Genomic DNA, 26,605 nt, shown 5'->3' with positions numbered 1-26,605 from the left:
TTTATACCTCTATAATAGGCCCAGTAGTTAATCCATTTATAAATTGTTTTAAATAAGGATTATCACTATTACGCATTTCATCTTTACTACCGTACCATTTAATTTTTCCTTGATAAATCATAGCTACTTCTTTAGCTATTTTTGCGGCACTAATCATATCATGAGTTATAGTAATCGTAGTTGCCTCTAACTCTTCTTGGATTTTTATAATTAATTCGTTGATAACATTTGCCATGATAGGATCAAGCCCTGTGGTCGGTTCATCAAGAAATAAAATCGACGGTGTACTACAAATAGCCCTAGCAAGGGCTACTCTTTTTTGCATTCCTCCCGATAATTCGACAGGGTAAAGCTCGAGTATTCTAGGAGATAAACCAACGGCATTAAGCTTTGCACCGGCCAGGTCGTTTTTTTCTTTCTTAGATAATTTTTTAGTCTCGAAAGTAATATTATCACGTATATTTAAGGAGTCAAATAATGCTCCGCCTTGGAATAAAAAACCTATACCATCCATAATCTCAAATTTTTGTTTACTTGAGATATCTTGGATTTCTACATTATCAATAAAAATTTTACCTTTATCAGGTTTAATCAATCCTACTATATTTTTAATTAGAACTGATTTGCCACTACCAGAACCACCTAAAATCACTAATGAACTGCCCTTTTTTACATCCAAATCTATTCCGTCTAACACCTTATGATTAGCAAATGATTTATATAATGACCGAATTTTAATTTTAAATTCTTCTACACTCATGCATACTCCAAATAAACAAAAAAACTGTATACTCGTTTGATTTGAAAAATTGGTTTTGTTGTTTTATATTTTTTGACTGCAGCGTACATAAACGTACGTGAGGATCAAAAAATATAAAACAACAAAACCAATTTTTCAAATCAAACGAGTATACACCTATACTTTAAAAAATAATTCGGTTATTAAATAATTACTGATTAAGATAAGGATAGAAGAATTCACTACTGCCGAGGTAGTTGCTCTTCCAACTCCCTTAGCCCCTTTACCTGAATAATAGCCGCTATAGCAACTTATTATAGAAATAATAAACCCAAAAACTCCCGCTTTAACAAGACCGGAAATTACGTCAATCGGTTCTAAATACTGAAAAGTACTGGTTAAATAAGCTGCACTATTAAAATCAAGTTTACATACCCCTACCAAATAACCGCCCATAACACCAATTATATCCCCGATTAAAACAAGACAAGGCATTGTAATAATAGCTGTTATTACTCTTGGAAAAACTAAATATTTAATAGGATCGGTAGATAAAGTATATAAAGCATCTATCTGCTCCGTTACTCTCATTGTGGCTATTTCGGCGGCGATTGATGCCCCAACTCTTCCCGCTACCATTAGTCCAGCTAAGACAGGTCCAAGCTCTCTAGTCAGCGACAATACTACTACCGTTGCAATAGAGCTTTCAGCTGAGAAACGGGAAAAACCGATATAGCTCTGTAATGCAAGTACCGCCCCTGAGAAAAAAGTCGTCATCGCAACAACCGGAAGCGAGTGAAACCCGATAAATAATAATTGTCTGATAATTAAACTCAAATATAAAGGCGGTCTTATGATACTGCTAACGGCAACAAAGCTAAATAGAGAAAAACTACCTACACTTTGTGCAAACTTTACAGTACGTTTACCGACCGAATTAGCTATATTGAATAACATTTGTATTTTTTCTATTTAATTTAAGTACGCTATGTCATTTCTGCACGCTATGTCATTTCTGCGCAAGCAGGAATCCAGTAACCTCTAATGTCATCCCGCGACTTGATCGCGGGATCCAGTCTTTTTTAATTTTTTTCTGGATACCGTGGTCAAGCCATGGTATGACACAGATATCTACCCGATATACTTTCTTTTATATCTACTACCAAGGTTAGTTAATACCTCATACCCGATAGTACCTATAATACTCGCTATTTTATCGGGCGTGCAATAATTTCCGATAATTTCTGCTTCCTGCCCTAGAAAAATCTCGGATGGTGGTAGATCGGTAACATCGATATTTATTAAATCCATCGATACTCGCCCTACTATAGAAACGCTGCGACTGTTAATAAATACTTCGCCTTGATTGCTAAAATTACGACTAAACCCATCGGCATAACCAAGCGGTAACGTTGCAATGATACTATCACGCTTAGTTGTAAAAGTCATATTATAACCGATATGGCTATCTAGTGTCAAATTCTGTAAGTGAATTATAGGAGCTTTTAAGGTTACGGGATTCTTTGTTAAGGGATTAAGACCATATAAGGCTGCCCCTGGTCTTGCTAAATCAAAATGGTAATCCTGTCCTAAAAATATGCCGCCGGAATTAGCAAGGCTTGCTTTGACGTTTGGGAAATATTGTAAATAAGCTTTAAATCTGTTTAATTGTTTTAGATTATAAGGATTATCTATTTCCTCGGATATAGCTAGATGGCTTATAATATATTGTAAATCTAGCCCTTTTAACAAATCACGATCATTAATGAGTTGCTCTATCTCATCAGAGCTTAAGCCAAGACGATTAATCCCCGTATTGAAATGTAAATAACAAGACAATAATCGGTTTTTCAAATTACTAAATTTTTGCCAAGTTTCTATTTGTTTTAAGTTATTTAGGACAGGTGTTAAATTATATTCTATCAGCTCTAAAGCATCATGTTCAAAAACGCCGTTAAGAACTAAAATATTAACATCTAATCCTAAAGCGTTGCGTAAATTCATTCCTTCTTCACTTGAGGCCACAAAAAAATGCCTACAATTTTCTTCTATTAAAGCTTTAGAAATTTGTACTGCTCCAAGACCGTAACCGTTAGCTTTAACAGCAGCACCGACTAATGAGGTTTTACAAATATCTTGTAATAAAAGGTAATTATTTTTTATTGTAGATAGATTTATTTCTACAGTACACAAGCTCATAGTATATTTATTAACTCCTTTACGATGATAGACAATACGGGTATTATATGAAATTTTGTAGATAAGTCACTTGTTTTTAGTATCCGTGATAAAAATATTGTCTATTAGACCTCTTGCATAACTTGCTTCTAAAGGTAATTTGTACGTCAATCCAGTACTCACATCCTCACGTACTAAAGTGTACACTGCGGTGCTGCGTTCCGTGTTTCCTATAAACTCCTCTTTTATTAGCTTCGTTCTCCAAGAGGTCTATTATCGAATTTTTAGAACCGGCCGGCAGAAAACACTGCATGAGTTATAAAAGCACTAACCGATAAAGCCGAATGTTCTTTTAAAAATCTCGCTGCTTTTACGATTGTTTCTCCACTATCTATAATATCATCAATTAATATGCAATTTTTGCCCTCTACACTACTTGTGATTGATATCAATCTCGCAATTATTATTTATATCCCTTTCTTTGTTTATATAAGCTGAATCTATATTTAGTAAATTACTAATTTTTTGAACTCGATTGATACTTCCTTTATCAGGTGTAACTATAACGAAATTGCTATAAGTGCTTAAAAACGGGATATATAAATTTATAGGTTCAAGATTAGAAACAGGAATATTAAAAAATTTCTCTATTTTATCGGAGTGTAAATCAATAGTAATTACATGGTTTACTCCGAGCTTCTCTAAAAAATCTGCTATTAACTTAGCAGGAATTATATTTTGAGAATTTATATTATCTTGCCTTGCATAACCAAAATAAGGCATTACTAAAATTATTCGATTTGTGCTCCCACTTGTTTTGCTGCATCTACTAGCAAAAACAACTCAATTAAGCGATCATTAACGGGTTTTGATGTGGATTGTACTATGATTATATCTTCATTATGAAACGATTTTTGAATTTCTACTTTTATTTCGGAATCATTGAAATAGGTAATTTTCGGCTCAATATATTTAATATTTAATGCTATAGCTAAACACGTTGCAAGTAACTTATTACTACTTGCCTGCTAAGATTTTCATGTGAGTGATTTATGTTGTTTAACGCTATTAGCGAGCGGGCTTTGTTGCGTGGATATCTAATCGTCATTGCGAGCAGTCGTAGACTGCGTGGCAATCTCATGCAATAATAACAAACTCCTGAGATTGCTTCGTCAATTGCTACGCAATTTCCTTGCAATGACGACGAGGTGTCTACGCAACAATACCTCCTCACAATGACGATTTAAGATGAAAGTGAAATAAGCTTAAGAACGACTTTCTAATTTTTGTATTAGTGCCTTAAAGCCTTGATGTTTTAAAGTATCAGTAAACTCGTCTTGTTGAGCTCCAATAAGACTTACACCTTCCGTAATTATATCAGAAACTTTAAAAACGTCTTTTCCGTTTCCTTTCATTTCACGTACAAGATATTCTACTTTAATAGGGTCTTGCTCTTTATTACTAATGATATTCATAGCAACCATAAAATCGGTTGAGCTTAAAGGACGAACTCCTACTATTTTAGGCTGTTTGCCTTTATAATCTTTTATTAAATCAGTATAAGATTTAGTAACATATTTAGAGTAAACTTTGATGAATTCCTGAACCTGCCCACCTGATAAAGTTTTTATCCCATTTCTGCCTAATGTATATTTAGCCATCCAATCAAAATCTAGGTTCTGAGACATTAACTCACGTGCTTTAGCAATTTTTACTCGCTCAGATAACTTACTATCGTTTAATATACTAGAAGTTTCATTTACTAAATTAGTAACGTAACTGTTCAAACCGGCAGGCACTTTTTCATTAGAATAAGCGTAAAACGTCATAACTAATAAAAATAAACCTGTAATAATTTTTTGCATATAATCCTCTTTAATTTCATTAATTCTTGGGTTTAGGACATTTAAAATTTTCAGGATATTGAACCGATGCTTCACGAACACGATGTAATGCTGATCTAATAGCCACATAAGGATCGGTAGAATTCTTCATCACATAATCACTAAACGGTAATACAACATATCGATCGTTTATTTTACTAACTGCTAGTACTCCTAAGTCAAAATCATTATGAGTGTAGTACATTAATGGATTAAGAGCATAATTAGTAATTACCGAATCCATCATATCTCTTGCGTTAGTACTACCGATTATCGGCAATACTAAATAAGGACCTGGGACAACTCCATAATGTGCGAGGGTACTACCGAAAGTTTGACGATCAGACGGCAAACCTACTTTACCTGCCACGTCAAATAAACCGCCTATGCCAAGCGTCGTGTTAATGAGAAACCGCCAAACGCTTTTCATAGTTTTATCGTAATTTAACTGAAGCCCGTAATTTACCGCCGTAAGCGGTGTATCGACATTACTGACAAAAGTATTAACGCGTGCTTTTACGTAATCATTCGTGATGTTCTTATAACTTATCGCTAAAGGACGCAATATTATATAATCTAACACAGAATTAAATACAAACACTTTACGGTTAAATTTCTCATATGGATCATAAACTTCCACGCAACCGTTTTCATTGCTTCCACCATTATAGTTATATATTTCATTATCAACATATTCAAGATCAGCTCTTATCGATAATGAACATAAAATAATGGATAATATAATTAATATTCTCATTGATTTATGCTGTTTTCTTACAAACAATAATACTATATTTATTGTTTTCCGCTAGTATTATTTCTTCCGAAGTTAATATAGTAAAATTATTTTTTTGTAAAAAATTATTTATTTCATTCAAGTTAAAAATAAATTCTTTGCGTTTTACTGAAAATTGTGTCTTCGTCGCATTCGGTAAACAAAGGGCAAAATACCCTTGTTTATTAAGAGATGAGTATATTAAATTAAAATATTCTATTAAATTGTTAGTAAACGATAATCCGCAAAAACTAAAAATAATATCAAATTTATTAGAGTTTTGTTTTAAAAATTCATCGATAGCAATATTATATATTTGATCGTAAATTTTAGTGTTCGGGTAATATGTTGCTTGTAACTTATTCATTAAAGCAGAAACTTCTACACCGGTTAAAGTCAAACGTTCCGGAAAACGTTTTTGTATTTCATAACCTACAAGCCCTATATTACTTCCCAGTTCCAAAATAGAGTAATTATCCGGTAAATCAGATATCTGCTTAAGTGCTTCATTAACAAACATATACGGAAGATGGATATCTTTATCGTTATTAAAAATAGTAGGATAATATTGTGCAGTTAAATCACGATATTTTCCACAAATTTCTTGAGGTATTTCAGTAATACCCTTATAATTTTTCAAAAAATTTATAAATATAGGTTTATATTTTTCATTAGATTTTTCTAAATATTCTATAGCTTGCCTGTAATTATTTTTTAAAAAATAAACCCATCCGAGTTGAGAATATACTTTAGAATCATTAGGATTAAAAAATTTATCGACTAGTTTAAACCTAAGTAATGCATCATTTAAATTACCTCTATATAAATGATCGAGTCCAAGTTGATAATTAGTTTCGGTTAAATGAGAAAATTTATATTTACAATCACTTATATAATTTTTAAATTCTAAAATTTTATTCTTAATAAAATTCGGTACATTTATTATAGTTAAGCAATAATGTTTGATTTTGTCTTTTATTTTACCGCGCATAGTTTAATTACTAAATTAATATTACTTACTATAATAAAGCATATCTTGATAAATTTTTAAATAAAATAATACTTTTACTTGTGAATTAATGGTATTGAAGCTAGGATGTACATGTTATTATATGTACATCAGTAGGTAGCTCCTGAACTCAATTAGCAGCACTTCATTTAGAAAAAACTTAAGCTCTGTACTAAATACCGTAGAAAACGATCATGCCCCTTATCTTAATTAAAAGAAAGAATCATAATAATATTATTTTTTTAACCGAAGAAGAATATGAATCTACAAAAGAAACATTATATTTATTATCTAATCTGGGGCTAATGCGAATCGAATAAAAAAATCTATCGAACAAGCAAAAAGAGGAGAGTTTGCTAAAGTTAATTTAGATGATTGAGATTGAGTAGATACTAGAAGCAGCGGAGGATTTAGCGTATTGGAAAAAATACGATATTAACAAATATGAACGTATTAAACTTCTAATAAAAAATATCCAAGAAGCACCGGTTACAGGTATAGGTAAGCCCGAATCTTTAAAACATATATTATCAGGTTTATGGTCACGTAGAATTAACCACGAACATAGACTAATATATTTCTGTCAATACTAAACAAATTATAATATATAATTGTAACTTTCATTTAATACGGACTCAAATTATGTCAATTATTTCTACGAGGCTAAGTTCTATAAAACCGTCGCCGACCCTTGCAGTCGTTAAAAACACTCTTGAACTTAAAAAAGCGGGAGTTGATATTATCACACTCGGTGCCGGTGAGCCTGATTTTGATACGCCTGACAATATTAAGGAAGCGGCGATTAAAGCGATTAAAGACGACTTTACTAAATATACTAACGTTGAGGGTATGCCTCTTTTAAAGCAAGCAATAAAAGACAAATTCAAACGTGAAAATAATATAGATTACGAACTTGATGAAATAATAGTAAGCACCGGCGGTAAACAAGTTATATATAATTTGTTTATGGCATCTTTAGACCAAGGGGATGAGGTAATTATTCCAGCACCCTATTGGGTTTCATATCCTGATATGGTTGCACTTAGCGCAGGAACACCTGTTTTTGTAAATTGCGGAATTGAACATAGCTTTAAATTAAGTGCAGAAGCTTTAGAACGTTCAATTACGGATAAAACTAAGTGGCTTATTATTAACTCACCTAGTAATCCAACAGGTGCAAGCTATAATTTTGAAGAACTAGAAAATATTGCTAAAGTTTTAAGAAAATATTCACATGTAAACGTAATGTCCGATGATATTTACGAGCACATTACTTTTGATGATTTTAAATTTTATACATTAGCCCAAATAGCACCTGATTTAAAAAAGAGAATCTTTACCGTAAACGGAGTATCTAAAGCTTATTCTATGACGGGTTGGCGTATAGGCTACGGTGCAGGCTCTAAAACTTTGATTAAAGCAATGACTATTATTCAGTCGCAAAGTACTTCAAACCCTTGTTCAATAAGTCAAATGGCTGCTATTGAAGCATTAAACGGTCCTCAAGATTATATAAAGCCTAATGCTTTAAATTGTCAAAAAAAGCGTGATCTTGCTTTATCAATTTTGAAAAGAGTAAAATATTTTGAATGCTATAAGCCGGAAGGGGCGTTTTACTTATTTGTTAAATGCGATAAAATATTTGGGCATAAAACTAAATCAGGAACAATTATTGCAAATAGTAATGATTTTGCCGAATATTTACTTGAAGAAGCAAAAGTTGCCGTAGTACCTGGTATCGCTTTCGGCTTAGAGGGATATTTTAGAATCTCTTATGCTACCTCTATGGAAGAGCTAGAAAAAGCTTGTATTAGAATTGAGAGAACAATTGATGTCATTCCTGCTTAAGGCTTTGCATGGATACCAAATCGTCATTGCGAGCAGCCATAGGCTGCGTGACAATTTCGTCAAATATCCTGAGATTGCTTCGTCACTTACTTCGTAATTTCCTCGCAATGACGGAAAAGTTAAAAAGCCACCTAAACCAACAAAAAAATAATGCGGAAAGTTTTTAAAAAATTTTTAAAAAATAATAAATACGTACTTAGTATAATTACTATTTTACTATATTGGTATTTGCGTTTTGTTTACTTTACTTCAAAGCAGAAATTTATATTTTACGATAACGGCAATAAGGAAAAATTCCTAAACGAACAAGGGGTAATCTTTGCATTTTGGCATAATATGCTTGCCTTAAGTCCGTCTATGTTTATAGGACATAGAAATATCTATGCTTTAATATCACCGCATTTAGACGGAAAAATTTTAAACGATCTAGTAGGAAAATTCGGTTGCAGAGTGATAGTAGGTTCTACTAATAAAAATCCAATTGGAGCTTTACGTAATATTATAGGTAAGTTATCTCAAGGTGCAAATATAATAGTCACGCCGGACGGTCCTAAAGGACCGGTATATAAAGTAAATAGCGGTATTACCGAAATTGCCTATAGATACAACACAAAACTTATTACTATAGTCAGCTCCACTTCTAGATGTTTCAGATTAAAAAGTTGGGATAAATTAATAATACCCCTACCGTTTGGTACCATTAAAATCATAGTTGGCTCGCCTTTAGAACTCACAAATGATAAAATACAAAACCATATAAACCTTGAAAAACAATTAGCAAGCTTAACAGAAAGTTTAAAGAAATGATGTTATTATATTATGCTTTAAGCTTTATATTATTACCTGTTTATTTTATCATAATTCTTATACGTTTATTAATAGGTAAAGAAGATATAAGACGCATCCAAGAGCGTTTTGCTATTGGCAAACACAGACAAGACGATTCCATGCAAACGTCCGCTAATAAAGAGGAATTTAAAGGAGACACTTCACTGCGAACCACAGCGTATACACTAATACGTGAGGATGAAGGGTTAGGATCAACGTATAAATTACCTTTAGAAGCAAGTGATGCACAAAGGCTGATATGGATTAATGCAGCAAGCATTGGCGAGTCTATGGTAGCTTTAACATTAATACATAATATAAGTAAACGCTATCCTAAAGTTCGTTTTCTAGTAACTTCTTGGACTAACAGCTCCGCTAAAATATTAACTGCCAAATTACCTAAAATAGCAGTTCACCAATTTTTACCGATAGATAATATTATTTTTACTCGAAAATTTTTAAGAAATTGGCAACCTGATTTAGGCATTTTTATAGAATCGGAATTATGGCCGTGTACTATTAATGAGGGAGCAAAGCAGTGTAAATTACTACTAGTTAATGCTCGTATTTCCGATAAATCGTTTAAAGCTTGGCTACAAAGAAAAAGCTTTTTTCAGCTTATTCTCAAAAATTGCAGTAAAATTATCGTGCAAAGCGAATGTGACTTACAAAAATTCAATGAACTTGGCGTATCAGATGCAGTGAATTTAGGCAATATTAAATTTGCCAACGAAAAACTTCCGGTTAATCAAGAAGAGTTATCAAAATTAAGCTTACATTTAGACAATAAGCGAGTCGTGCTATTTACCAGCACTCACCCCGAAGATGAAGAGGTGATTTTGCCTATAATCAAAAACCTAAAAGAGCAGTTTTTAGACTGCTATATTATCTTAATTCCAAGACATCCTGAGCGAGTTAAATCAATTATCGATAATTGTAAGTCACATAATTTATCCGCTACCGCTAAGTCGCAGAATGATTTACCTGTTTTAAGCGATGATCTTTATATAGTTGATAGGTTCGGCGAAATGGGACTATTTTTTTCTGTAGCTACAATTTCTTTTATCGGCGGTTCTTTTAAACAAGGCGGGCATAATATTTTAGAAGCAGCATATTTCTCTAATTGTATTATATTCGGTCCCGATATGAGCAAAAACACCGATATCGCTAAAGGCGTACTGCAAAATGAAGCAGCTATCCAAATCAAAAACGGTGAAGATTTACTAACTAAACTAACATATCTACTCAGCTCTAATAATGCTCTAGAACTTACAGCTTACCGCGAAAATGCTTTAAAATTTATTAAGGACAACCAAAAAGTCCTAGATGAATATTTAAACGTAATTACGAAGTTTCTTTGATAGAATTTAACTAAAAACTCTTATTCTCCTAAAAGCTCTATAGTAAATTCAGGATCTACGTGACTGATTTCTATACTTCCGTTATTTTCTAGTATTTTCTTATTCAAATACCTATAATACCCACTATTTATAGGCAAAGAACATCATTCACCTTTATAAACGGTTAAGGCCGGATACCATTTTGGTTATGAAAAATTATAGGTGGGTTTGGCAACGATAACTTATTTAATTTTCCGTCCCTACCGTAATGTATCTTTAAAAAAACAGGATCTGCTTTAGGCATATTTGCGCCATCAGAATATTTTAAAATTAGCGAAATATCAAAAGTTTCTCCTGTATCTTCTGTAGTATCAGGGACAATCATGCTTCTAAATTCTTTAATCTTAACTATACGCTTGTTATTTAATCTTAATGTTAAGGAAGCTTCAATTGTCTCTTCCAACACAATACCGCACTTATAACCGTTTTCGGTTTTAAATTCTTTTTGAACAACTTTAAGCTTAGTAGGTTCAGAAAATATAAATTTTTCCTTACCGGTGCTGTTAAAAATCACTTCCTGGACCGACGACTTCTATTGTACCGATTGTCACTTTATAAGCGTTTGAAAGGGTTTTAGCTCCAATCTTTGCACTATCTACCAGTTTTTTTCCGTATATTTTAGCCTTTTCTCTTTTAGAGGTAGGAGTATTAGGGGAAGTTTGCTCTAAAGGATCTACACGATTAGTTGTCATCGACTGAGTGGGAGTACTCGTATTACCTCGAGACGAAGGATGCTTTGTTATATAAGTTATTTTACTTTCAGCATCAGTACCGAGTACTGCTATTTGTCCACTTCCTATCTTATAGGCGTTTTCTATAATTTTACTTCCTGTGACGGTAACTTTTACTGCCCCTTCTACTGCTTTATAACATGCATAACCGGCACATACTATAATAACTTCAAGCAATTCGGCATCATTATCACTATAATTAGCTTGTCTCCTATGATGCTCTTCGGCAGCATAAATTTGTGTAGCATATTCCTCTTGTGTCCTTGACATAAAATGCTCTTCATTTAAACTAATAATAACAATTAATGTATGATTTTCTATGATTAAGTCAATATAAATCTTTTATTATAAAGTAAAAAACCGAAAATTATTTATTAATAGATAGTTTTGTAGTGAGAGAGATATTATAAATACGAGTTTAGAATAAGCACTTATCCTAAATTCGCCTTTGTTTGCTTTGAAAAGGTGTGAGTGAGTATTCACGAGTTTTTTACTGTCACCTAGTTCAATTGACCATGGGAAGGTATTATTGCGTCGATAGAAAAACGTATTCGGTGTCATACCGTGGTTTGACCACGGTATTCATAAAAATAACTAGTATTAGGTGTTTTTATATTTTTACTGGATCCCGCGATCAAGTCGCGGGATGACAGGATAGAATTGTGTCTGCACAACAACGCATGCTCACAATGACGATTTGGTATCCACGCGGGAATGACATTGAAGCTATGAAACAAGCCCATTAACCTTGCGTAATGGCAGCTACTTCATTGGCAAAGTTTTTTTCTTCGTGTTCTATACCTTCACCAAGTTCGTATCTAATAAATTTGGCAATTTTAATTTCTGCACCGAGTTCTTTTTCAGCATTTTTCATTACTTCCGCAACGGTAAGTTTAGGTTCAAATAAGAAATTTTGCTGAAGTAATACAACTTCCGAGAAGAATTTACGTATTCTACCTTCTACCATTTTTGCTATAATATTATCAGGCTTTCCTTCTTCTTTAGATTTTTCAAAAAATACTTTTCTCTCACGCTCTACGAGTGCTTGATCCAAGCTTGAATCATCTATACTTTGCGGGTTATTTCCTGCTACATGAACAGCAATTTGTTTAGCTAAAGCTTCTAGTTTTGCTTTATCTTTTGCGTTAGACGCAAGACCTACTAATACGGAAATTTTTCCTAAATTCGGTACAACTTCATTATGCACATACGAACCGATTGCTCCTTCAGATATCTCTAATATATCCATACGACGTAATGTTAAATTTTCACCGATTGTAGCGATATTTTCTATAATTTCTTCTTCAACTGATTTACCGCTTTGCATTTTAAATGTTTTTAGCATGTCTATAGTTTTTGCAATTACTGCAAGATTTGCAATATCCTTAACTAGATCCTGAAACTGCTCATTTCTAGCAACAAAATCCGTTTCGGAATTTACTTCAATTACCACTCCGGTAAGCCCATCAACTTTTGCAGCCGTTAAACCTTCAGAAGCAATGCGTCCGGCTTTCTTTGCAGCAGCAGCTAAACCTTTCTTACGAAGAAAATCAATGGCTTCTTCAAAATTACCGCTGGTTTCTATTAATGCTTTTTTGCAATCCATCATACCTGCACCGGTTTTTTCTCTTAATTCTTTAACTGCTGCAGCACTTATATTTATTTCACTCATACCTTACTTTCTTCTTAATTATTATATTTGGCTTGGGTTGTAGCTCGAAGGACGACCCCGGTGTCACCCCATGGCTTGCTCCTGAGGTCCATAAAAACAATTTAAAATACTAATATTATTAATATTAGTATTTTAAGCTGGATCCCGCGATCAAGTCGCGGGATGACAATGGGAAATCCGATCCATGCAACAACACTTATGCATTATCAGAATTTTTATTTTCATCGGCATCATTTAATGCTTGCTCAAATTCTGTATTTGTCTCTTCATCAATATTTTTCGTTTTAGAGAATTTTTTAGCTTGTTTTAATTTAGAAACATTTTTAGAAGTTAACCCCTTATCTGTATGCTCTTGCATAGCACCCATATCAACACCTGAAGCTTTCATTGATTCTTCAAGTCCTTGTAATGCCGCATCTGCAAATAAACTACAATAAAGTCTTATTGATCTTATAGAATCATCATTACCCGGAATAGGATAATCTACATTATCAGGATTAGAATTAGTATCAACTACTGCAACTATAGGAACATTAAGCTTTACCGCTTCATTAATTGCGATATGCTCTTTATTAGTGTCAATAACTACTAGAAGATCAGGTTTAGAATTAAGATTCCTAATACCGGCAAGAGATAGAAGTAATTTATCTTTCTTACGGCTCATATTGAGTATCTCTTTCTTAGTATAACCCATAAGTGCTTCTTCGTTTTCTAAGGTTTTGTCTAACTTATTTAGCTTTTCTATTGAACCCGCAATAGTTTTCCAGTTAGTTAGCATACCACCAAGCCATCTATGATTTACGTAATACTGCCCGCATTTTTCGGCATATTCCGCTATAATATCGCTTGCCTGTATTTTAGTACTTACAAATAATATTTTACCGTTTTTTTTTACAGTTTCATATATTGCATTCAAAGCAACGCTCATTAAAGCGACACTTTGTCTTAAATCGATTATATGAATATCATCACGTTCACCATATATATAAGATGCCATTTTAGGATTCCAGCGTGAGGTCTTGTGACCGAAATGCACGCCCGCATCTAATAATGCTTTAATGTTAACAGATGGTATTTTTGACATTTTTAAATTCTCCTAATTGTTAGTTTATACCTCCGTAAGATGTCCATTCTAATGAACTAACATATATCTTACGTGTGAATTTTTTGCTTAAGTTTTGGATAATCGTCATTGCGAGGAAATTATATACGCATATTGCGTAATTTACAAGCTTTTATTCTTTTCGCCAAATAGTAGTACCATCAGGTCGATCTTCTAGAATTATTTTTTTCTCTAATAACTGGTTACGAATTTGATCGGCTAATAACCAATTTTTTTGTTTTTTTGCTTCCAAACGCTTATTTACAAGCTCATTTACATAGAGTTCATCCACACCTCTATTAAACCACTCGTGTGGAGTCTTATTCATTAAACCAATAAAATTAGCACAAGTAATAATAGCAGAGGCATTAAGCTGCCTTTCTTCTTCAGTTTTAGAAATAAAAACACCTTTAGCGTAGTCATTAATGATTTTAACGGCAAGCGGCGTATTCATATCATCAAGTAAGCTTTGCATGAAATCATGAGGTAAATCTATTTTCTGCACATTAATATTTTCTATAGCTCTATACCAATAATCTAAAGTTTTCTTAGCATCTTCTATAGCTTTATCATTATAATCAAGCGGACGCCTATAGTGACTACTTAATAAAAATAACCTTACTACTTCTCCTTGAATTTGTTTATCCATTAAATCCCTTACAGTAATAAAATTACCAAGAGATTTACTCATTTTCTCACCGTTAACCGTTAGAAACCCATTATGTACCCAATATTTAGCATAGGTAGAACTTGGAAAAGCACATCTACTTTGAGCAATCTCATTGGTATGATGCGGAAAGATTAAATCTGCTCCACCGCCGTGAATATCAAAATTCTCACCTAAATATTTGTAGCTCATGGCTGAACATTCAATATGCCATCCAGGGCGACCAAGTCCCCAGGGGCTTTCAAAATTCATATTTGCCGATTCATTTTGCTTTGCCGGTTTCCATAATACAAAATCTTGTGGATTTTTTTTGGTTTTACTATTTTCTACATGCACTCCCTCAAACATTTCTTCTAAATTTCGGTTAGATAATTCCGTATAATTTGGCGCTGATAAAACATCAAAATAAACATGATTATCAGCAGCAATATATGCGTGATCTTTTGCTATTAAGCGTTCTATTATTGCGATCATTACATCAATATGCTTTGTAGCTTTCGGCTCAATACTAGGTAGCATACAACCTAAATATGCCATATTTTTATGAAACTCTTTCGTAACTTTATCAGTCAACTCATCAATAGTAACACCAAGTAGTGCAGCTCTATCGATAATTTTATCGTCAACATCCGTAATGTTACGTACATATTTTACTGCCTTCTCACCGAATATTTTTATAACTATACGATAAAGTAAATCATATACTACTCCCGACCTACTATTGCCTATATGAGGATTATAATAAACAGTCGGTCCACATACATACATTTTTACGTTAGCTTGATCTTGAGGATTAAAAACCTCTTTAGTACGACTAAGAGTATTATATAAGTGAAATTGAATTTGCATATTTTATATTTACCAAAAACTGAAGTCCATTTCTTTCAAAAGTAGTATTACATACTCCTTTTGAAAAAAGTTTAAAATTCGGAGTATACATTAGCTTGTGATATATTAAACACATTTTGGCTAAAAAATTTATTGGTTAACAAAAATTAGTCATTAATAGTTCAAATAAGTTAACAAAAATTATATAATTCGTCTCATTTGTATTTAAAAAATAATAACTAATCGAGGTTTGAATGAATCTACAAAATGCCCACTCAAAAAAATATGTTTTAACTTTTTTCATGTCAACATGTTTGTTGACTAGTAGCTTTTTAAGTACAAGTGCTAGAGCGGCAAGCTTTAAAGATTTAGTTAGTAAAACCCCGGCATGGAAAAAGTACAATTCAACACAACAACAAAATATTTGGCAAGATTTGACTCCAAATGAAAAAATCAAAAAATGGCAAGAAGCAGCTTTAGTTCCTAGTTTTACTCAAGCACAAAATGATCTAGGAATAAAGTATACGGAAACAGATGTATCAAGTTTTTTAGGTAATACTAGACATACAGCAAGACAAGCAAGAGCTGAAATTTTATTATACATCGCAAGAGTAAAACAACAGGATTTTGATACAAAAAAACAAGAATATATTAATCAAGGTGTAGTTCCTACAGATATAGAAGCAGCAACAAATCTTGGAATAAGTTATGACCCTAGCAAAATAGACAATAATGTAGAACACGATCAAAAGGTACGTAGTGCAGAAAAAGACAAAAAAGCAGCAATCGAACTATATATCAGCTCAATAAACAGAGGTATTAAATACAAACATTATGTTGATAATGATATTATCCCTGAAATACAAGAAGTAAGGACTGCTCTTAACATGAATAAAGATGATGCACAATCTTTTGTTGCTTCAATAAGAACTGAAATTATGGAAAACGCAAAGGGACAATATATAGCCGATAGCCATATTCCTACAGAAAAAGAGTTAAAAAAGAAGTTTGGTATATCTCGTGATGATAATAGAGGCAGCTATATTAAGTCAATAAGACTTAAAGTTATGGACAAAGAAAAGCCACAATATATAGCCGATAGCCATATTCCTACAAAAAAAGAGCTAGAGCAGAAATTTGGTGCTGATAAAGGTGAGGCAACAAACTATATCGCATCAATAGCAACTCAGATGATGCTTAAAAAATCGTACTATATAGATAATAATATTATCCCTAACGCTGAAGAATTAATGAATGAATTTAAGATAGGGCCAGTAAAAGCAATGTCTTATATAAACCAAATAAGAACCGGAATAGAAGCAAACCAGTGTCTAAACAACAATGATACTACTAAACCATCTACCGGACACTCTCAAAAAAAGAGCGGAAGCAAAAACGACCATTGGTATATGTCAAATCAAAGTCATAATACAGGAACATCTTCACAGATTGTCACGGGTAGAGAAAAGAAACAACGATATTTTTTTGATCCTATAAGTACTTTTAAAACTCACTTTAATAATAAAGCAAATAAGCTTAATTTAACAAAGGCTCAACAGAATATAAATAACATAATACAACAAGAAGAAAATATTGAAGAATTTAAAAATCTTATTAAAACAGATCCTATAACAGCATTAACTCTTCAAGTAGATCGTAGTTATAAACAAGAAGCAGTCACGACTATCTTAAGTGATTTTAATGATGATACTATTCAAAGGGTATTATTTAGCACTGATAAGGGACAATTAGATTTCAATACCAATATTGACGTTAAAAATAGACCTATTTTACAAAAATTACTAAAAAATAGCTCTTCTGAAGAAAAAACTAAATTTGCTGAAAGAATTCAAGACTATGCAACACGAAATATATCTAATAGTCAATTTGAAGAAAAGGCACGATTAGATCTTATCACACTAGCAGCAAGTAAAGATAAGAGTTCAGTAGAACACTTTTTAACTCTGCAATTAGAGTTAAAAAACAGAATGCAGCCCTACATTGTAAACAGCGCCTATATTTTAACACCAGGAATAGTAAAAGCAATAAATATAGAACTAAAAAATAAAGGGCTAATAAGAGATAGTTTAACTAAAGACTATATGATTAAACTAGCAAAAGAAGTAAATAACCACACATTAAATTTAGTAATTAAAGTAATATTATCTGATAGTAACATACTCAGCAATGAAACCAATAAAATTTTAGGATTAGCAGTAAGTAATAATGCAAATAATTTAGAACAAACACAAAGCGGCATTCCGAATCCACCACCTCTACCGCTAAATGGGGGTATTCCAAATCCGCCTCCTCTACCGCTAAACGGAAGCATGCCACCACCACCCTTACATTCTCAAGGCTTTAGTAGCAACTCTAAACATTTTGATTTAAATCAGTTACAAACAGAATATCCTCACATACATTCATTATATATTCAGTTTACTCACAATACTAAAGCACCACTTCAACCTACAGCTTCTAGTGCAACCAGCACAGTCAGAAGCGCGCCAGAGACAGCTTATGCCAAACTATATGCAAAATATAGAACTGAGACAGGAGGTACAAAAGCTAATGATTTACAAGATCAGCTTATAAAAAGACAAGCTGATCTTACAAATGTTATACGTCAAATATTAACAGAATCATACGCCAACCAAGGAGCTGACAAGAAAACTCTTTTAAATTTATTTAGCATTTCAACCCCTGAAATCACAGAAAAAGCTAAAGAAGCTTTTAACACCCTTGCTCAAGACCAGTATATAAAAGATATAACCGTAAATGGTAAGAAAACAATAACAAGTGAAGAGATAATTAACAATCTTTTCAATGAAGACACTGATGATGCAGTAAAACGTATTTTATTATCGTCATGTAAAATATCTGAAGAATTAAAGAGACCTATTAGATTTCAATTCAAGCAATCAGAATTGATTAGAGAGTTACAGGGCAAAAAAAATCCGTTTGAACAATTAGAATTTGCCTATATTAATGCAAAAAACTTCGATCAAGATATATTTGGCAATAGAGTCGACGAGTTAATTAACAACCCTAATATATTAACTATAGTACAACAAGCTACTTTTTTAATAACAGCAGATACAAACTTAAGAAAAACAATTAATTCTGATCAAGCACAGGCTAAACTTAATGATTTAAGAACAGCTATTTTAAGCACAATAAAATTTGAAGAATTAATTACAGCAAATTTACCTCAACATGATTTTATTGCTATAGTAAAGGAAAAAGCCCCCGAATTATTACAAGAGTTTTTAAACGCTACTACTCTCACAATAACTAATAATAATTTAAATCAATTAAGATTAGCTTTGCCTTCATTTACAGACATGAGCGATGAACAAATACAAATTCTTTCTAATAAATTAAAGAGACCTACAATATTAAAAGCTATTCAAGAGTGCTCACAAGAAAAAGCTACAAAATACATCCATACCGGAAACATGCCACCGCCACCGCCACCGCCACCGCCACCGCCACCGCCACCGCCTAATTCACAAAATTTGGAATTAGCTTATCTAACAAGTTTAGGGATTACTAAATTCAAGGCAAATACATCTACTTTTAAAACAACTCCAAAAACTTATAAATTTAGTTCCGATATAGCTTTAAGATATAAAGAATTTACTTTATCAGAACACAAATCAGCAGGATATAAAGCAAAATATTCCGATATCGATTTATTGCAAAAAGCTATAGTGGAATCAGTAGTATTGGAGCATTCAAAAAATTTATCTACAGCTCATCAAAATAATAAGTATTTTAAACAAATCCAAGAAGCAGTCGACACTATGTACTCTAACTTTACAGGTCATAGAACTGAAATAGGGCAAGAAGTATATAATATTTATATTTCTAAACTTGTGCAATTAAAAAACGATAAAGAATTTATTAAATATGTTGAAAATAATATTAGCAAAAGCAAAAAATTAACGGAGGCGTTTATTTCCGCTGGCTCTGATTGTATAGATTCTAGAACTGGACTAGAACAAAAAATACATGATATTTATATACAGCAATTGACAAAATATCCAGAGGAAGCGGTAAAAGAGGCATTTAATACTGCTAACCCTGATTTTATAGGTCCTAGAACTAAAATAGGGCAAGAAATACATAATATTTATAACTCTCAACTTTTAGAGTTAACAAAAGATCAAGAATTGGCTCTATTTATTCAACAATTACTAGCAGAGTCTACTGAACTAGAACGAAAATATGGTAAAGTGGTAAAAGAGACACTTAATACTGCTAACCCTGATTTTACTAGCACTGAAACAGGGCAAGAAGTACATAATATTTATAACTCTCAACTTTTAGAGTTAACAAAAGATCGAGAATTGTCTCTATTTACTCAACAAGTACTAGTAGAGTCTACTGAACTAGAACGAAAATATGGTAGTGATATTCAATCAGAAAATAGTAACAATGAAAAGAAAGTAGGGCGTTTAGATCAGGAAAAATTACAATCATTCAAACAAGAAAACGAAGCTACAAATGATGAATCCTCAACAAAGGATGATACACAACCTGAAGATAGCAATAAAAAGTCAGAGCAATCTGATTCAAAAACCGCTTTATCACCGAGATTATTGAGTTCTAACGATAGCAAAAATGATAAATCATCAGATGACAAAAAATCACTTCTAGCATTAAGATCTAGTGATGAAGACGATACAGGGTATGCAACTGATGAAGAAGAATTAGAAGAAAGCAATAGCACCACTGACGAAGAATTAAAAAAAGATGTAGTTTTAGAAAGCGAAGATGAAGCTATCGATGTGTCATTCAAAACTGAAGCAATTACAGAACAAGATGAGGTGACACAGAGACAACAGGTATCTGATGATACTAGTGGGAAAGTAGCAATATTAGTTCAGGCGACTTCAACTCTTCACAAACCTGTTCACTATAATATAAATGATAGATTAACGGTTGCTGCAATAGGGGCCGGTGATGAAGAAACTAGTATAAACAGAGGGGTATGGATTAGCGGCTTATACGGCATCAACAAACAAAGAATTTGGAAGAATATTCCAAAATATCAAAATCGTACAACCGGCATAACCATCGGGACTGATGCTGAACTCATCAATAGTCATGATGTTATAGGAATAGCTTATAGCCGTTTGGAATCCCAAATTAAATATAATACAAAACTAGGGAAAACAACAGTTAACGGTCATCTTTTAAGCATTTACAGTCTAAAAGAACTAATTAAAGGTTTCTCATTGCAGACTATAACATCTTACGGTCATAATTATATTAAGAATAGATCTAAAAATATTAATATAATTGGAAAATATCAAAACAATAAATTAAGTTTTCAAACTTTATTAAATTATAAATATTGTACAAAATACAATTTACATTTTATTCCTAATATCAGTTTTCAATATGATTATTCAAGAGCTAGCAACTATAAAGAGTATAATGTAGATATAGAAAATCTCATGATTCAGAAGAAATCAAATCAATTATTTGAAAGTAGCCTTGGCGGTAAAATAGTGTTTAAGCCTATAGTGACCACAAACAATATAGTATTAACACCAAGTTTGTATGGTAATATTGAGCATCACTTCAATAATAAAAATACAAAAGTTAATGCAAAAGCGACTTTTAAAGGACAAACATTACAAGAAACAATTATTACACTAAAACAACCTAAGCTTGGATATAATATTGGTAGTAATCTACTTATGAGTAGAAAAAATATCAATGTTCTACTTGAGTATAATTATTATACGCATAGAAAGTATCAAAGCCATCAAGGACTTATTAAACTAAAAGTCAATTTGTAAATCACCAATAGAAAATTTAAATAAGGATAAGCTTTTCCTAAGAGCTTATCCTTTCTTAATGAATAAACTTATTAACCAAACTCCTGCAATAGAATACTGGAGTACTAAATATAGTAAAAAATAAAATGAATAGCTATTAAGTACAAGATGACCTAATTGGTCAAAAGGAAAAATATTAAATAAGCTCATAATACCAATTACAATAAAAGTATCGATAAATAAAGAAATTGCCATACTACAATTATTTCTGATCCATAAATAGATATTAATATCAACAAGTTGAACTATATAACAGGCAAAAGTTGATACTAAAAAAGATATTAGTAGCTTCCAATTTATCCATAAGACTTATTATTAAAACTACTATTATATTAAAAATAATAGCAAGCTTTACACAAAAATTGGCTCTTTCTTTACCGTAAAACTTAGCTAATTAAATCCGTTAATAAAAAAGTTAACGGGTAAAAAATTGCTCCTATAGATAATTCAAGAATATAAAAATTAAAAATATTAAGGTAAACAAATTTTTGCTATATTAAGTTTCCTACTATAATAATAAGGACTGTAAAAAACGTACATAAAATGATATAAATTTTTTCTTTTATATTAAATTCTATAGACATTTCTAAAATTATTTTAGGTGCAAAAATATTGCTGTACTCTAATAATATATATTGGGAGTTCTGAAAACTATACTAAATTCTCTGATGTCATGCCATTGATCCATAGGTGTTGTTACATGACTCCTGTTATGTCATTCCCGCAAAAGCAGGAATCCAGTACTTTTATCTGTCACCCCGTGGTCAAGCCACGGGGTGACACAGTGGATTTTACCGATCCACACAACAATACCAACAAAGGTAGACAATGACAAGTATGAGAGATATTACTACGATAAAGCTGTAACTATTTAGCTATAGGTAAACTATTCTCTGCTTGATTTTCTTCAATTTCATTAATCTTAGAAACTAAATCAGATTTCTTTTTTGAGGAAAGGTTAGCAAGTACTATTGCATTTATTAAAAATAATGTTGTAAGTATTATAGTGCTTTTAGTAAGAAAATTACCGACTGTTTTAGCACTGACTACTCCCATATTATTATCGCCGCTTATACTACTAATTCCATCCGATCCACTACGCTGCATCAGAATAACTATAATTAGCAATATTGCAATAGTAATATGTACAAAAAGAAGAATGTCTATCATATAATAAAATAATCGTTACCGTATTTAAATGTAGATCATACATTAGTTTTATATTATTTGCAACTTAGCTTTTAAAATAAACATAATACTATAATAGTATCTGACAGAAACTAGACTAAAATCAGCATATGAGTTTTTCAAGAAAGGTTAAAAACTCACAAAGCTTAGGATGTGTGGTGGTGCTACTAGGGGGAATCGAACCCCCGACCTCTTCATTACCAATGAAGTGCTCTACCCCTGAGCTATAGTAGCAAGATTATTTCAAACCCTTTTTGCCACATATTTGTCATTAAATCAAGAAAAATTTTGGAAATTCGTTTACTCTTTATAAAAAAGCTCTTATTCGATCTCTTCATTCGCTCCACTTATATGTACCCCATCATAAGATGCTACTGTAGTTTCATCAGCATGCATCCCAAATTCTTTCTGTAAATAATCACTTAAAATCTTTAGTGTTTTTTCTTTGGTTTGGCATGCTAATATCATTTTATTATCTTGTACTAACTTGTGTAATTTGGGTATCTCTTCTGCAGTAACAAGCCTCATTGCCAAACAACCATTTTCTTCTTATTGTAGAAGGTCAGCCGTTACACTCGTAGTAACTCTATGACATGTACCGAATAAGTCTAGATCTATCCTTGAAATTGCTTCGTCACTAGTTACTTCTTTAAAAGTTCTGAAATGATTGATGTATCCTCAGAAATACTGGCAAAGACTAATCCCTTTTCAGTTATTTTATGTTCACAAGCATCGCCATAGTAATAACTCTTAGGTTTAAAGACTACAATTTTGTTATTAAATTCAACTAGGTTTGCAGGTTTTGTAATTTTTGTCATATTTTATCTAAACTTCTATTTTTGTAAAAAAATAAGGCAATCAATGCAAAAATACAGCTTAATATGACATAATAAACTGCTGAGGTTACATGCCCTGTTTTGTGTAGTAAATATTCAAAGACAAGAGGCGTAGTACCACCAAAAATACTTGTAGCAGTGTTATATGAAATAGAGAGAGCAGTGTTACGTATATTTGTAGGATACAATTCTGCTTGTAATACCGGTTCAGGACCGATATAGCTAGCAGCAAGTATAGCAAGTATCAATTGTGAGATAATTACACTTGTGAAGGCCCCATTCTCAAAATTATTAAGTAAAAATGGCGTTGTTACAATAATTATTATCAGATTAATTACAAAAATTTTCCTGCGACCTATAATATCGGATAGATAACCACTTAATAAAGTTACGGCTATCATAATCACGTAACACACGCTAGCAAGGCTATTTACCTCATTTTCAGTAAAGTTGCGGCTGATTTTTAAAAACGATACCAAGTAAATTGTAGTGAGATAGAATATTATCGAACCGGGAGCATTGATAAAAATCGAGATTAATATATCAAACCAATAATTGGTAATGACTTTTTTTAACGGTGATTGTAAAATCTTTTTCTGCTCTCTTAGATTTTTAAAATTCGGTGTTTCGTGTGTATTTTTTTTAATATAAAATGCTGCAAAAAGAGTAAAAAAACCAAGTAAAAAAGGTATTCTCCAGCCAAAACTATCAAATTGTGAAGCTGTTAGGATATTCTTAACGATATAAGAAACAAAAGAACCAAACAATAAACCGGAGCATATACTAGACATTGAAATACTACCGGTGAAGCCTTGGTGTTTATGGCTAGTATGCTCAATAACAAAGGACATAGAACCGATCAAAACTCCCCCCATTGATAATCCTTGTAGAATTCGTACACAAATCATTAATATAGTCGCAGTTATACCGATAGTGTGGTAAGTTGGTAATATTCCTATTAATACGGTTGGGACAGACATGCAAAATAACGCACTAGTTAAGGCTACTTTGCGTCCAAATCTATCACCGATAACACCAAAAAATATGCCGCCCAACGGTCTTGCCAAATAACCTATAGCAAATACTAAAAAAACCTGCAGTAAAGAAGTATTAGCATCATCATTTGGAAAAAATTTTGTTCCTATTATGGGTGCAAAATAACTGAATAATACATAATCATACCATTCAAAAGTGTTAGCGATACCGCTTGAAAATACTAGTTTACTGTGATTCATGTTTTCTATTCATAGCTTTTTTTTCGGAATATATTATAAACAAGGTGGTAGGAATTATTATTACTGCTCCATGAAGTGTGCTTTTATCAGGAAATTCGTTAAATATGAAATATGCCGCTATTACCGAAATCACCAGCTCTAAATATCTATAAGGAGCGGTAGCGGTTGCATCTACCATAGAAAAAGCTTTAAGCAGGAAGAATAATATTAAGCTTCCGCTACTACCGAGTACAAACAATAAAGCTAATTCAAAACTACTAGGAGTTAGCCAATACTGCGATGCTACAGGTAACGACACTATAGCAGTTACTATTGCCGAATAAAATAGCATGCTAATCATCGATTCTTTTATTACGAATTTTTTATTAATAATATCAAGCATAGCAAATGAAATAGCGGCTAATACAAAATACAAAATTTCTGGGTTAAAATCCTCGGCATGCGGTTTAAGAGTAACAACAAGTCCTATAAATCCTACTACGGTAACTACCCATCTTGGCCAAATAATATTTTCGTTCAGAAAAAATACGGCAAGTATTAAAGTAAATAAAGGAATAGAAAAACTTACAACTGTTGCAGTAGTAACGGGAGCTATGGTAAGACCGTAAGTCCAAGAAGTCATACCGAAAAATAATAATAACCCTCTTAATATATGTACAAAAGGACGACTTGTTTTTAAAGTATTTTTACCATAATAAACAACAAAAGGTAGTAAAACTATGCTACTGAAAAAGAAGCGGAAAAAAGCTACTTCAAAGCTATGTAAACGAGTCCCAAGATATTTAGATATTACATCATTGGCACTACTACTTACTAAACTAAGTAAAAACCAACCTATACCGGTTAAATATGTTTTTAATGCATCATTCATTAATATGCTCCAATAATTTCTATAATTTTACTTAAATGTCTTGACTTTTAGCATAAAAGAATTCTATCTTTTATGACAATAAATATATAAACAAAAATTTTATATAATAATACGGTAATCAATTTTAAGCAAGTAAAGGTTATAATTATATGTTAAGAATAGTGAAAAAATTAGGGATAATTTTGTTTGTATCCACCATAAGTATTAATAGTTTTGCTAAAAGCATGTATGATGATGTAGACTCTGCTTCTGACTATGATAGTACACCGTATTACGAAAACGAAGGCAGTGTAGTTTTCAAGATGCGTCTAGGAGGTGTTGTTTTAAGTGCTAAGCAAAAAGGATTACCTACTCCTACCTCTCCTCAACCTGTTTCAGTAGGAGAAGTGGCAAAAAACGGTTATGGAGGTGATGCGTCCACTACTATATTCTTTAATAATTATTTAGCTACTGAATTATCACTTGGCTTTAATGTTTTACGCACTAAATATACATCCCTTGCAGCCGTTGCTCATAATTATAGCGTTGATAATGTTAAACTAGGAAAAAACAAACCTATTTATATGATTCCTGCAACAATTACCGGACAATTTCATATAGCTCCTTACGGTGGAATAAGACCATATATAGGTATAGGTTACCACGGTTCTTATATGCTTACTCAAGCTACCGGTCTTAAAATTAGAAACGGACACGGTGCCGTAGGACAAATAGGTGTAGATTTTTATGCTAAAGACGATACTTTAATCAATATTGACGCAAGACAATTTTTCTTAAATCCTAAACTTGAGTATAAATCGAATTTAGTAGGTAATAAAACCATGACCTCTAAAGTTAAACTTAATCCTTTAATAGTTTCTATAGGTATAGGATTTACTTTTTAGCCTTATTGCATGGTTCTTGAAGCATATTTGTCATCCCGCGACTTGATATCGCGGGATCCAGTTTTTTTATTTTTTTTGG

24 protein-coding genes, 1 tRNA gene and 2 pseudogenes are annotated in these 26,605 nt (G+C 32.2%); 6 read left to right on the top strand and 21 right to left on the bottom strand.

Annotation, left to right across the window (positions count from 1 at the left end; all coding sequences use genetic code 11):
• Nucleotide 1 precedes the first annotated feature (1 nt).
• The 10 genes and pseudogenes from ABVF33_RS05205 to ABVF33_RS05160 all read right to left on the bottom strand — a co-directional run bounded on the left by ABVF33_RS05205 (nucleotide 2) and on the right by ABVF33_RS05160 (nucleotide 6,566).
• Nucleotides 2-760 carry an ABC transporter ATP-binding protein gene (locus tag ABVF33_RS05205; protein ID WP_499706532.1) on the bottom strand — a complete coding sequence of 253 codons (759 nt, stop codon included), beginning with the start codon at nucleotides 758-760 and terminating at the stop codon, nucleotides 2-4.
• Nucleotides 761-916: 156 nt separating this feature from the next.
• Nucleotides 917-1,696: an MlaE family ABC transporter permease gene (locus ABVF33_RS05200; RefSeq protein ID WP_499706531.1), complete on the bottom strand. Its 780-nt coding sequence runs from the start codon at nucleotides 1,694-1,696 to the stop codon at nucleotides 917-919.
• A 174-nt stretch (nucleotides 1,697-1,870) separates the two neighbouring features.
• Nucleotides 1,871-2,938 (bottom strand): alanine racemase, encoded by a 1,068-nt coding sequence (locus ABVF33_RS05195; RefSeq protein WP_499706530.1) that lies wholly within the window; start codon nucleotides 2,936-2,938, stop codon nucleotides 1,871-1,873.
• A gap of 111 nt (nucleotides 2,939-3,049) precedes the next feature.
• Nucleotides 3,050-3,194, bottom strand: a pseudogene (locus tag ABVF33_RS05190) (palindromic element RPE1 domain-containing protein); the annotation flags it as partial.
• 7 nt (nucleotides 3,195-3,201) lie between these two features.
• Nucleotides 3,202-3,369, bottom strand: a complete 168-nt coding sequence (locus ABVF33_RS05185; RefSeq protein ID WP_026054928.1) for a phosphoribosyltransferase family protein — start codon at nucleotides 3,367-3,369, stop codon at nucleotides 3,202-3,204.
• On the bottom strand, nucleotides 3,350-3,700 hold the full coding sequence (prs, locus tag ABVF33_RS05180) for a ribose-phosphate diphosphokinase (protein WP_146708811.1): 351 nt from the start codon (nucleotides 3,698-3,700) through the stop codon (nucleotides 3,350-3,352). The genes ABVF33_RS05185 and prs overlap by 20 nt, the downstream gene beginning before the upstream one ends.
• 8 nt (nucleotides 3,701-3,708) lie before the next feature.
• Nucleotides 3,709-3,885: a ribose-phosphate pyrophosphokinase-like domain-containing protein gene (locus ABVF33_RS05175; protein WP_499706646.1), complete on the bottom strand. Its 177-nt coding sequence runs from the start codon at nucleotides 3,883-3,885 to the stop codon at nucleotides 3,709-3,711.
• Nucleotides 3,886-4,182: 297 nt separating this feature from the next.
• Nucleotides 4,183-4,782: an MlaC/ttg2D family ABC transporter substrate-binding protein gene (locus ABVF33_RS05170; protein WP_499706529.1), complete on the bottom strand. Its 600-nt coding sequence runs from the start codon at nucleotides 4,780-4,782 to the stop codon at nucleotides 4,183-4,185.
• A gap of 19 nt (nucleotides 4,783-4,801) precedes the next feature.
• Nucleotides 4,802-5,557 (bottom strand): MlaA family lipoprotein, encoded by a 756-nt coding sequence (locus ABVF33_RS05165; RefSeq protein ID WP_499706528.1) that lies wholly within the window; start codon nucleotides 5,555-5,557, stop codon nucleotides 4,802-4,804.
• A 4-nt stretch (nucleotides 5,558-5,561) separates the two neighbouring features.
• Nucleotides 5,562-6,566 (bottom strand): methyltransferase domain-containing protein, encoded by a 1,005-nt coding sequence (locus ABVF33_RS05160; protein WP_499706527.1) that lies wholly within the window; start codon nucleotides 6,564-6,566, stop codon nucleotides 5,562-5,564.
• A 407-nt stretch (nucleotides 6,567-6,973) separates the two neighbouring features.
• On the opposite strand from ABVF33_RS05160, the gene ABVF33_RS05155 reads away from it, so the two are divergent.
• The 4 genes from ABVF33_RS05155 (at nucleotide 6,974) to waaA (ending at nucleotide 10,621) form a co-directional block, all read left to right on the top strand.
• A complete protein-coding gene (locus ABVF33_RS05155) occupies nucleotides 6,974-7,177 on the top strand; it encodes a Txe/YoeB family addiction module toxin (protein WP_499706645.1) in 204 nt (67 codons plus the stop codon).
• Nucleotides 7,178-7,226: 49 nt separating this feature from the next.
• On the top strand, nucleotides 7,227-8,432 hold the full coding sequence (locus tag ABVF33_RS05150; protein WP_499706526.1) for a pyridoxal phosphate-dependent aminotransferase: 1,206 nt from the start codon (nucleotides 7,227-7,229) through the stop codon (nucleotides 8,430-8,432).
• 150 nt (nucleotides 8,433-8,582) lie between these two features.
• The gene (locus ABVF33_RS05145; RefSeq protein ID WP_004996752.1) at nucleotides 8,583-9,239 is read left to right on the top strand and encodes a lysophospholipid acyltransferase family protein; all 657 of its coding nucleotides are present in this window, start codon (nucleotides 8,583-8,585) and stop codon (nucleotides 9,237-9,239) included.
• Nucleotides 9,236-10,621, top strand: a complete 1,386-nt coding sequence (waaA, locus tag ABVF33_RS05140; protein WP_499706525.1) for a lipid IV(A) 3-deoxy-D-manno-octulosonic acid transferase — start codon at nucleotides 9,236-9,238, stop codon at nucleotides 10,619-10,621. Before ABVF33_RS05145 ends, waaA begins: the two co-directional genes overlap by 4 nt.
• 163 nt (nucleotides 10,622-10,784) lie before the next feature.
• Here waaA and ABVF33_RS05135 read toward each other — a convergent pair whose 3' ends face one another.
• The 5 genes from ABVF33_RS05135 to cysS form a co-directional block, all read right to left on the bottom strand.
• On the bottom strand, nucleotides 10,785-11,174 hold the full coding sequence (locus ABVF33_RS05135) for a hypothetical protein (protein WP_499706524.1): 390 nt from the start codon (nucleotides 11,172-11,174) through the stop codon (nucleotides 10,785-10,787).
• Entirely contained in the window at nucleotides 11,164-11,661 is a 498-nt protein-coding gene (locus ABVF33_RS05130; protein ID WP_499706523.1) for a hypothetical protein, read from the bottom strand. Before ABVF33_RS05130 ends, ABVF33_RS05135 begins: the two co-directional genes overlap by 11 nt.
• Before the next feature lie 472 nt (nucleotides 11,662-12,133).
• The gene (tsf, locus tag ABVF33_RS05125; RefSeq protein WP_499706522.1) at nucleotides 12,134-13,063 is read right to left on the bottom strand and encodes a translation elongation factor Ts; all 930 of its coding nucleotides are present in this window, start codon (nucleotides 13,061-13,063) and stop codon (nucleotides 12,134-12,136) included.
• 196 nt (nucleotides 13,064-13,259) lie between these two features.
• Entirely contained in the window at nucleotides 13,260-14,147 is an 888-nt protein-coding gene (rpsB, locus tag ABVF33_RS05120) for a 30S ribosomal protein S2 (protein WP_499706520.1), read from the bottom strand.
• Between the two features lie 151 nt (nucleotides 14,148-14,298).
• Nucleotides 14,299-15,681 carry a cysteine--tRNA ligase gene (gene cysS / locus ABVF33_RS05115; RefSeq protein WP_499706519.1) on the bottom strand — a complete coding sequence of 461 codons (1,383 nt, stop codon included), beginning with the start codon at nucleotides 15,679-15,681 and terminating at the stop codon, nucleotides 14,299-14,301.
• 233 nt (nucleotides 15,682-15,914) lie between these two features.
• Between cysS and ABVF33_RS05110 the strand changes: the two genes are divergently transcribed.
• On the top strand, nucleotides 15,915-21,473 hold the full coding sequence (locus ABVF33_RS05110) for an autotransporter outer membrane beta-barrel domain-containing protein (RefSeq protein ID WP_499706518.1): 5,559 nt from the start codon (nucleotides 15,915-15,917) through the stop codon (nucleotides 21,471-21,473).
• A gap of 45 nt (nucleotides 21,474-21,518) precedes the next feature.
• Here ABVF33_RS05110 and ABVF33_RS05105 read toward each other — a convergent pair.
• The 6 genes and pseudogenes from ABVF33_RS05105 to ABVF33_RS05080 form a co-directional block, all read right to left on the bottom strand.
• Nucleotides 21,519-22,096: pseudogene (locus ABVF33_RS05105) on the bottom strand (queuosine precursor transporter).
• A gap of 283 nt (nucleotides 22,097-22,379) precedes the next feature.
• Nucleotides 22,380-22,682: a preprotein translocase subunit SecG gene (gene secG, locus ABVF33_RS05100; RefSeq protein WP_499706517.1), complete on the bottom strand. Its 303-nt coding sequence runs from the start codon at nucleotides 22,680-22,682 to the stop codon at nucleotides 22,380-22,382.
• A 177-nt stretch (nucleotides 22,683-22,859) separates the two neighbouring features.
• A tRNA-Thr gene (locus ABVF33_RS05095) sits at nucleotides 22,860-22,934 on the bottom strand.
• 87 nt (nucleotides 22,935-23,021) lie between these two features.
• Nucleotides 23,022-23,234 carry a hypothetical protein gene (locus tag ABVF33_RS05090; protein ID WP_499706516.1) on the bottom strand — a complete coding sequence of 71 codons (213 nt, stop codon included), beginning with the start codon at nucleotides 23,232-23,234 and terminating at the stop codon, nucleotides 23,022-23,024.
• A gap of 280 nt (nucleotides 23,235-23,514) precedes the next feature.
• Nucleotides 23,515-24,771, bottom strand: a complete 1,257-nt coding sequence (locus tag ABVF33_RS05085) for an MFS transporter (RefSeq protein ID WP_499706515.1) — start codon at nucleotides 24,769-24,771, stop codon at nucleotides 23,515-23,517.
• Nucleotides 24,758-25,642 carry a DMT family transporter gene (locus ABVF33_RS05080; protein ID WP_004996775.1) on the bottom strand — a complete coding sequence of 295 codons (885 nt, stop codon included), beginning with the start codon at nucleotides 25,640-25,642 and terminating at the stop codon, nucleotides 24,758-24,760. The genes ABVF33_RS05085 and ABVF33_RS05080 overlap by 14 nt, the downstream gene beginning before the upstream one ends.
• 149 nt (nucleotides 25,643-25,791) lie before the next feature.
• On the opposite strand from ABVF33_RS05080, the gene ABVF33_RS05075 reads away from it, so the two are divergent.
• A complete protein-coding gene (locus ABVF33_RS05075; protein ID WP_499706514.1) occupies nucleotides 25,792-26,526 on the top strand; it encodes an OmpW family outer membrane protein in 735 nt (244 codons plus the stop codon).
• Nucleotides 26,527-26,605: the final 79 nt, after the last annotated feature.

It is taken from the genome of Candidatus Rickettsia barbarica (assembly GCF_041477405.1).
In the GTDB taxonomy this organism is placed as follows: domain Bacteria; phylum Pseudomonadota; class Alphaproteobacteria; order Rickettsiales; family Rickettsiaceae; genus Rickettsia; species Rickettsia rickettsii.
This window is presented reverse-complemented; position numbering and strand designations above follow the sequence as displayed.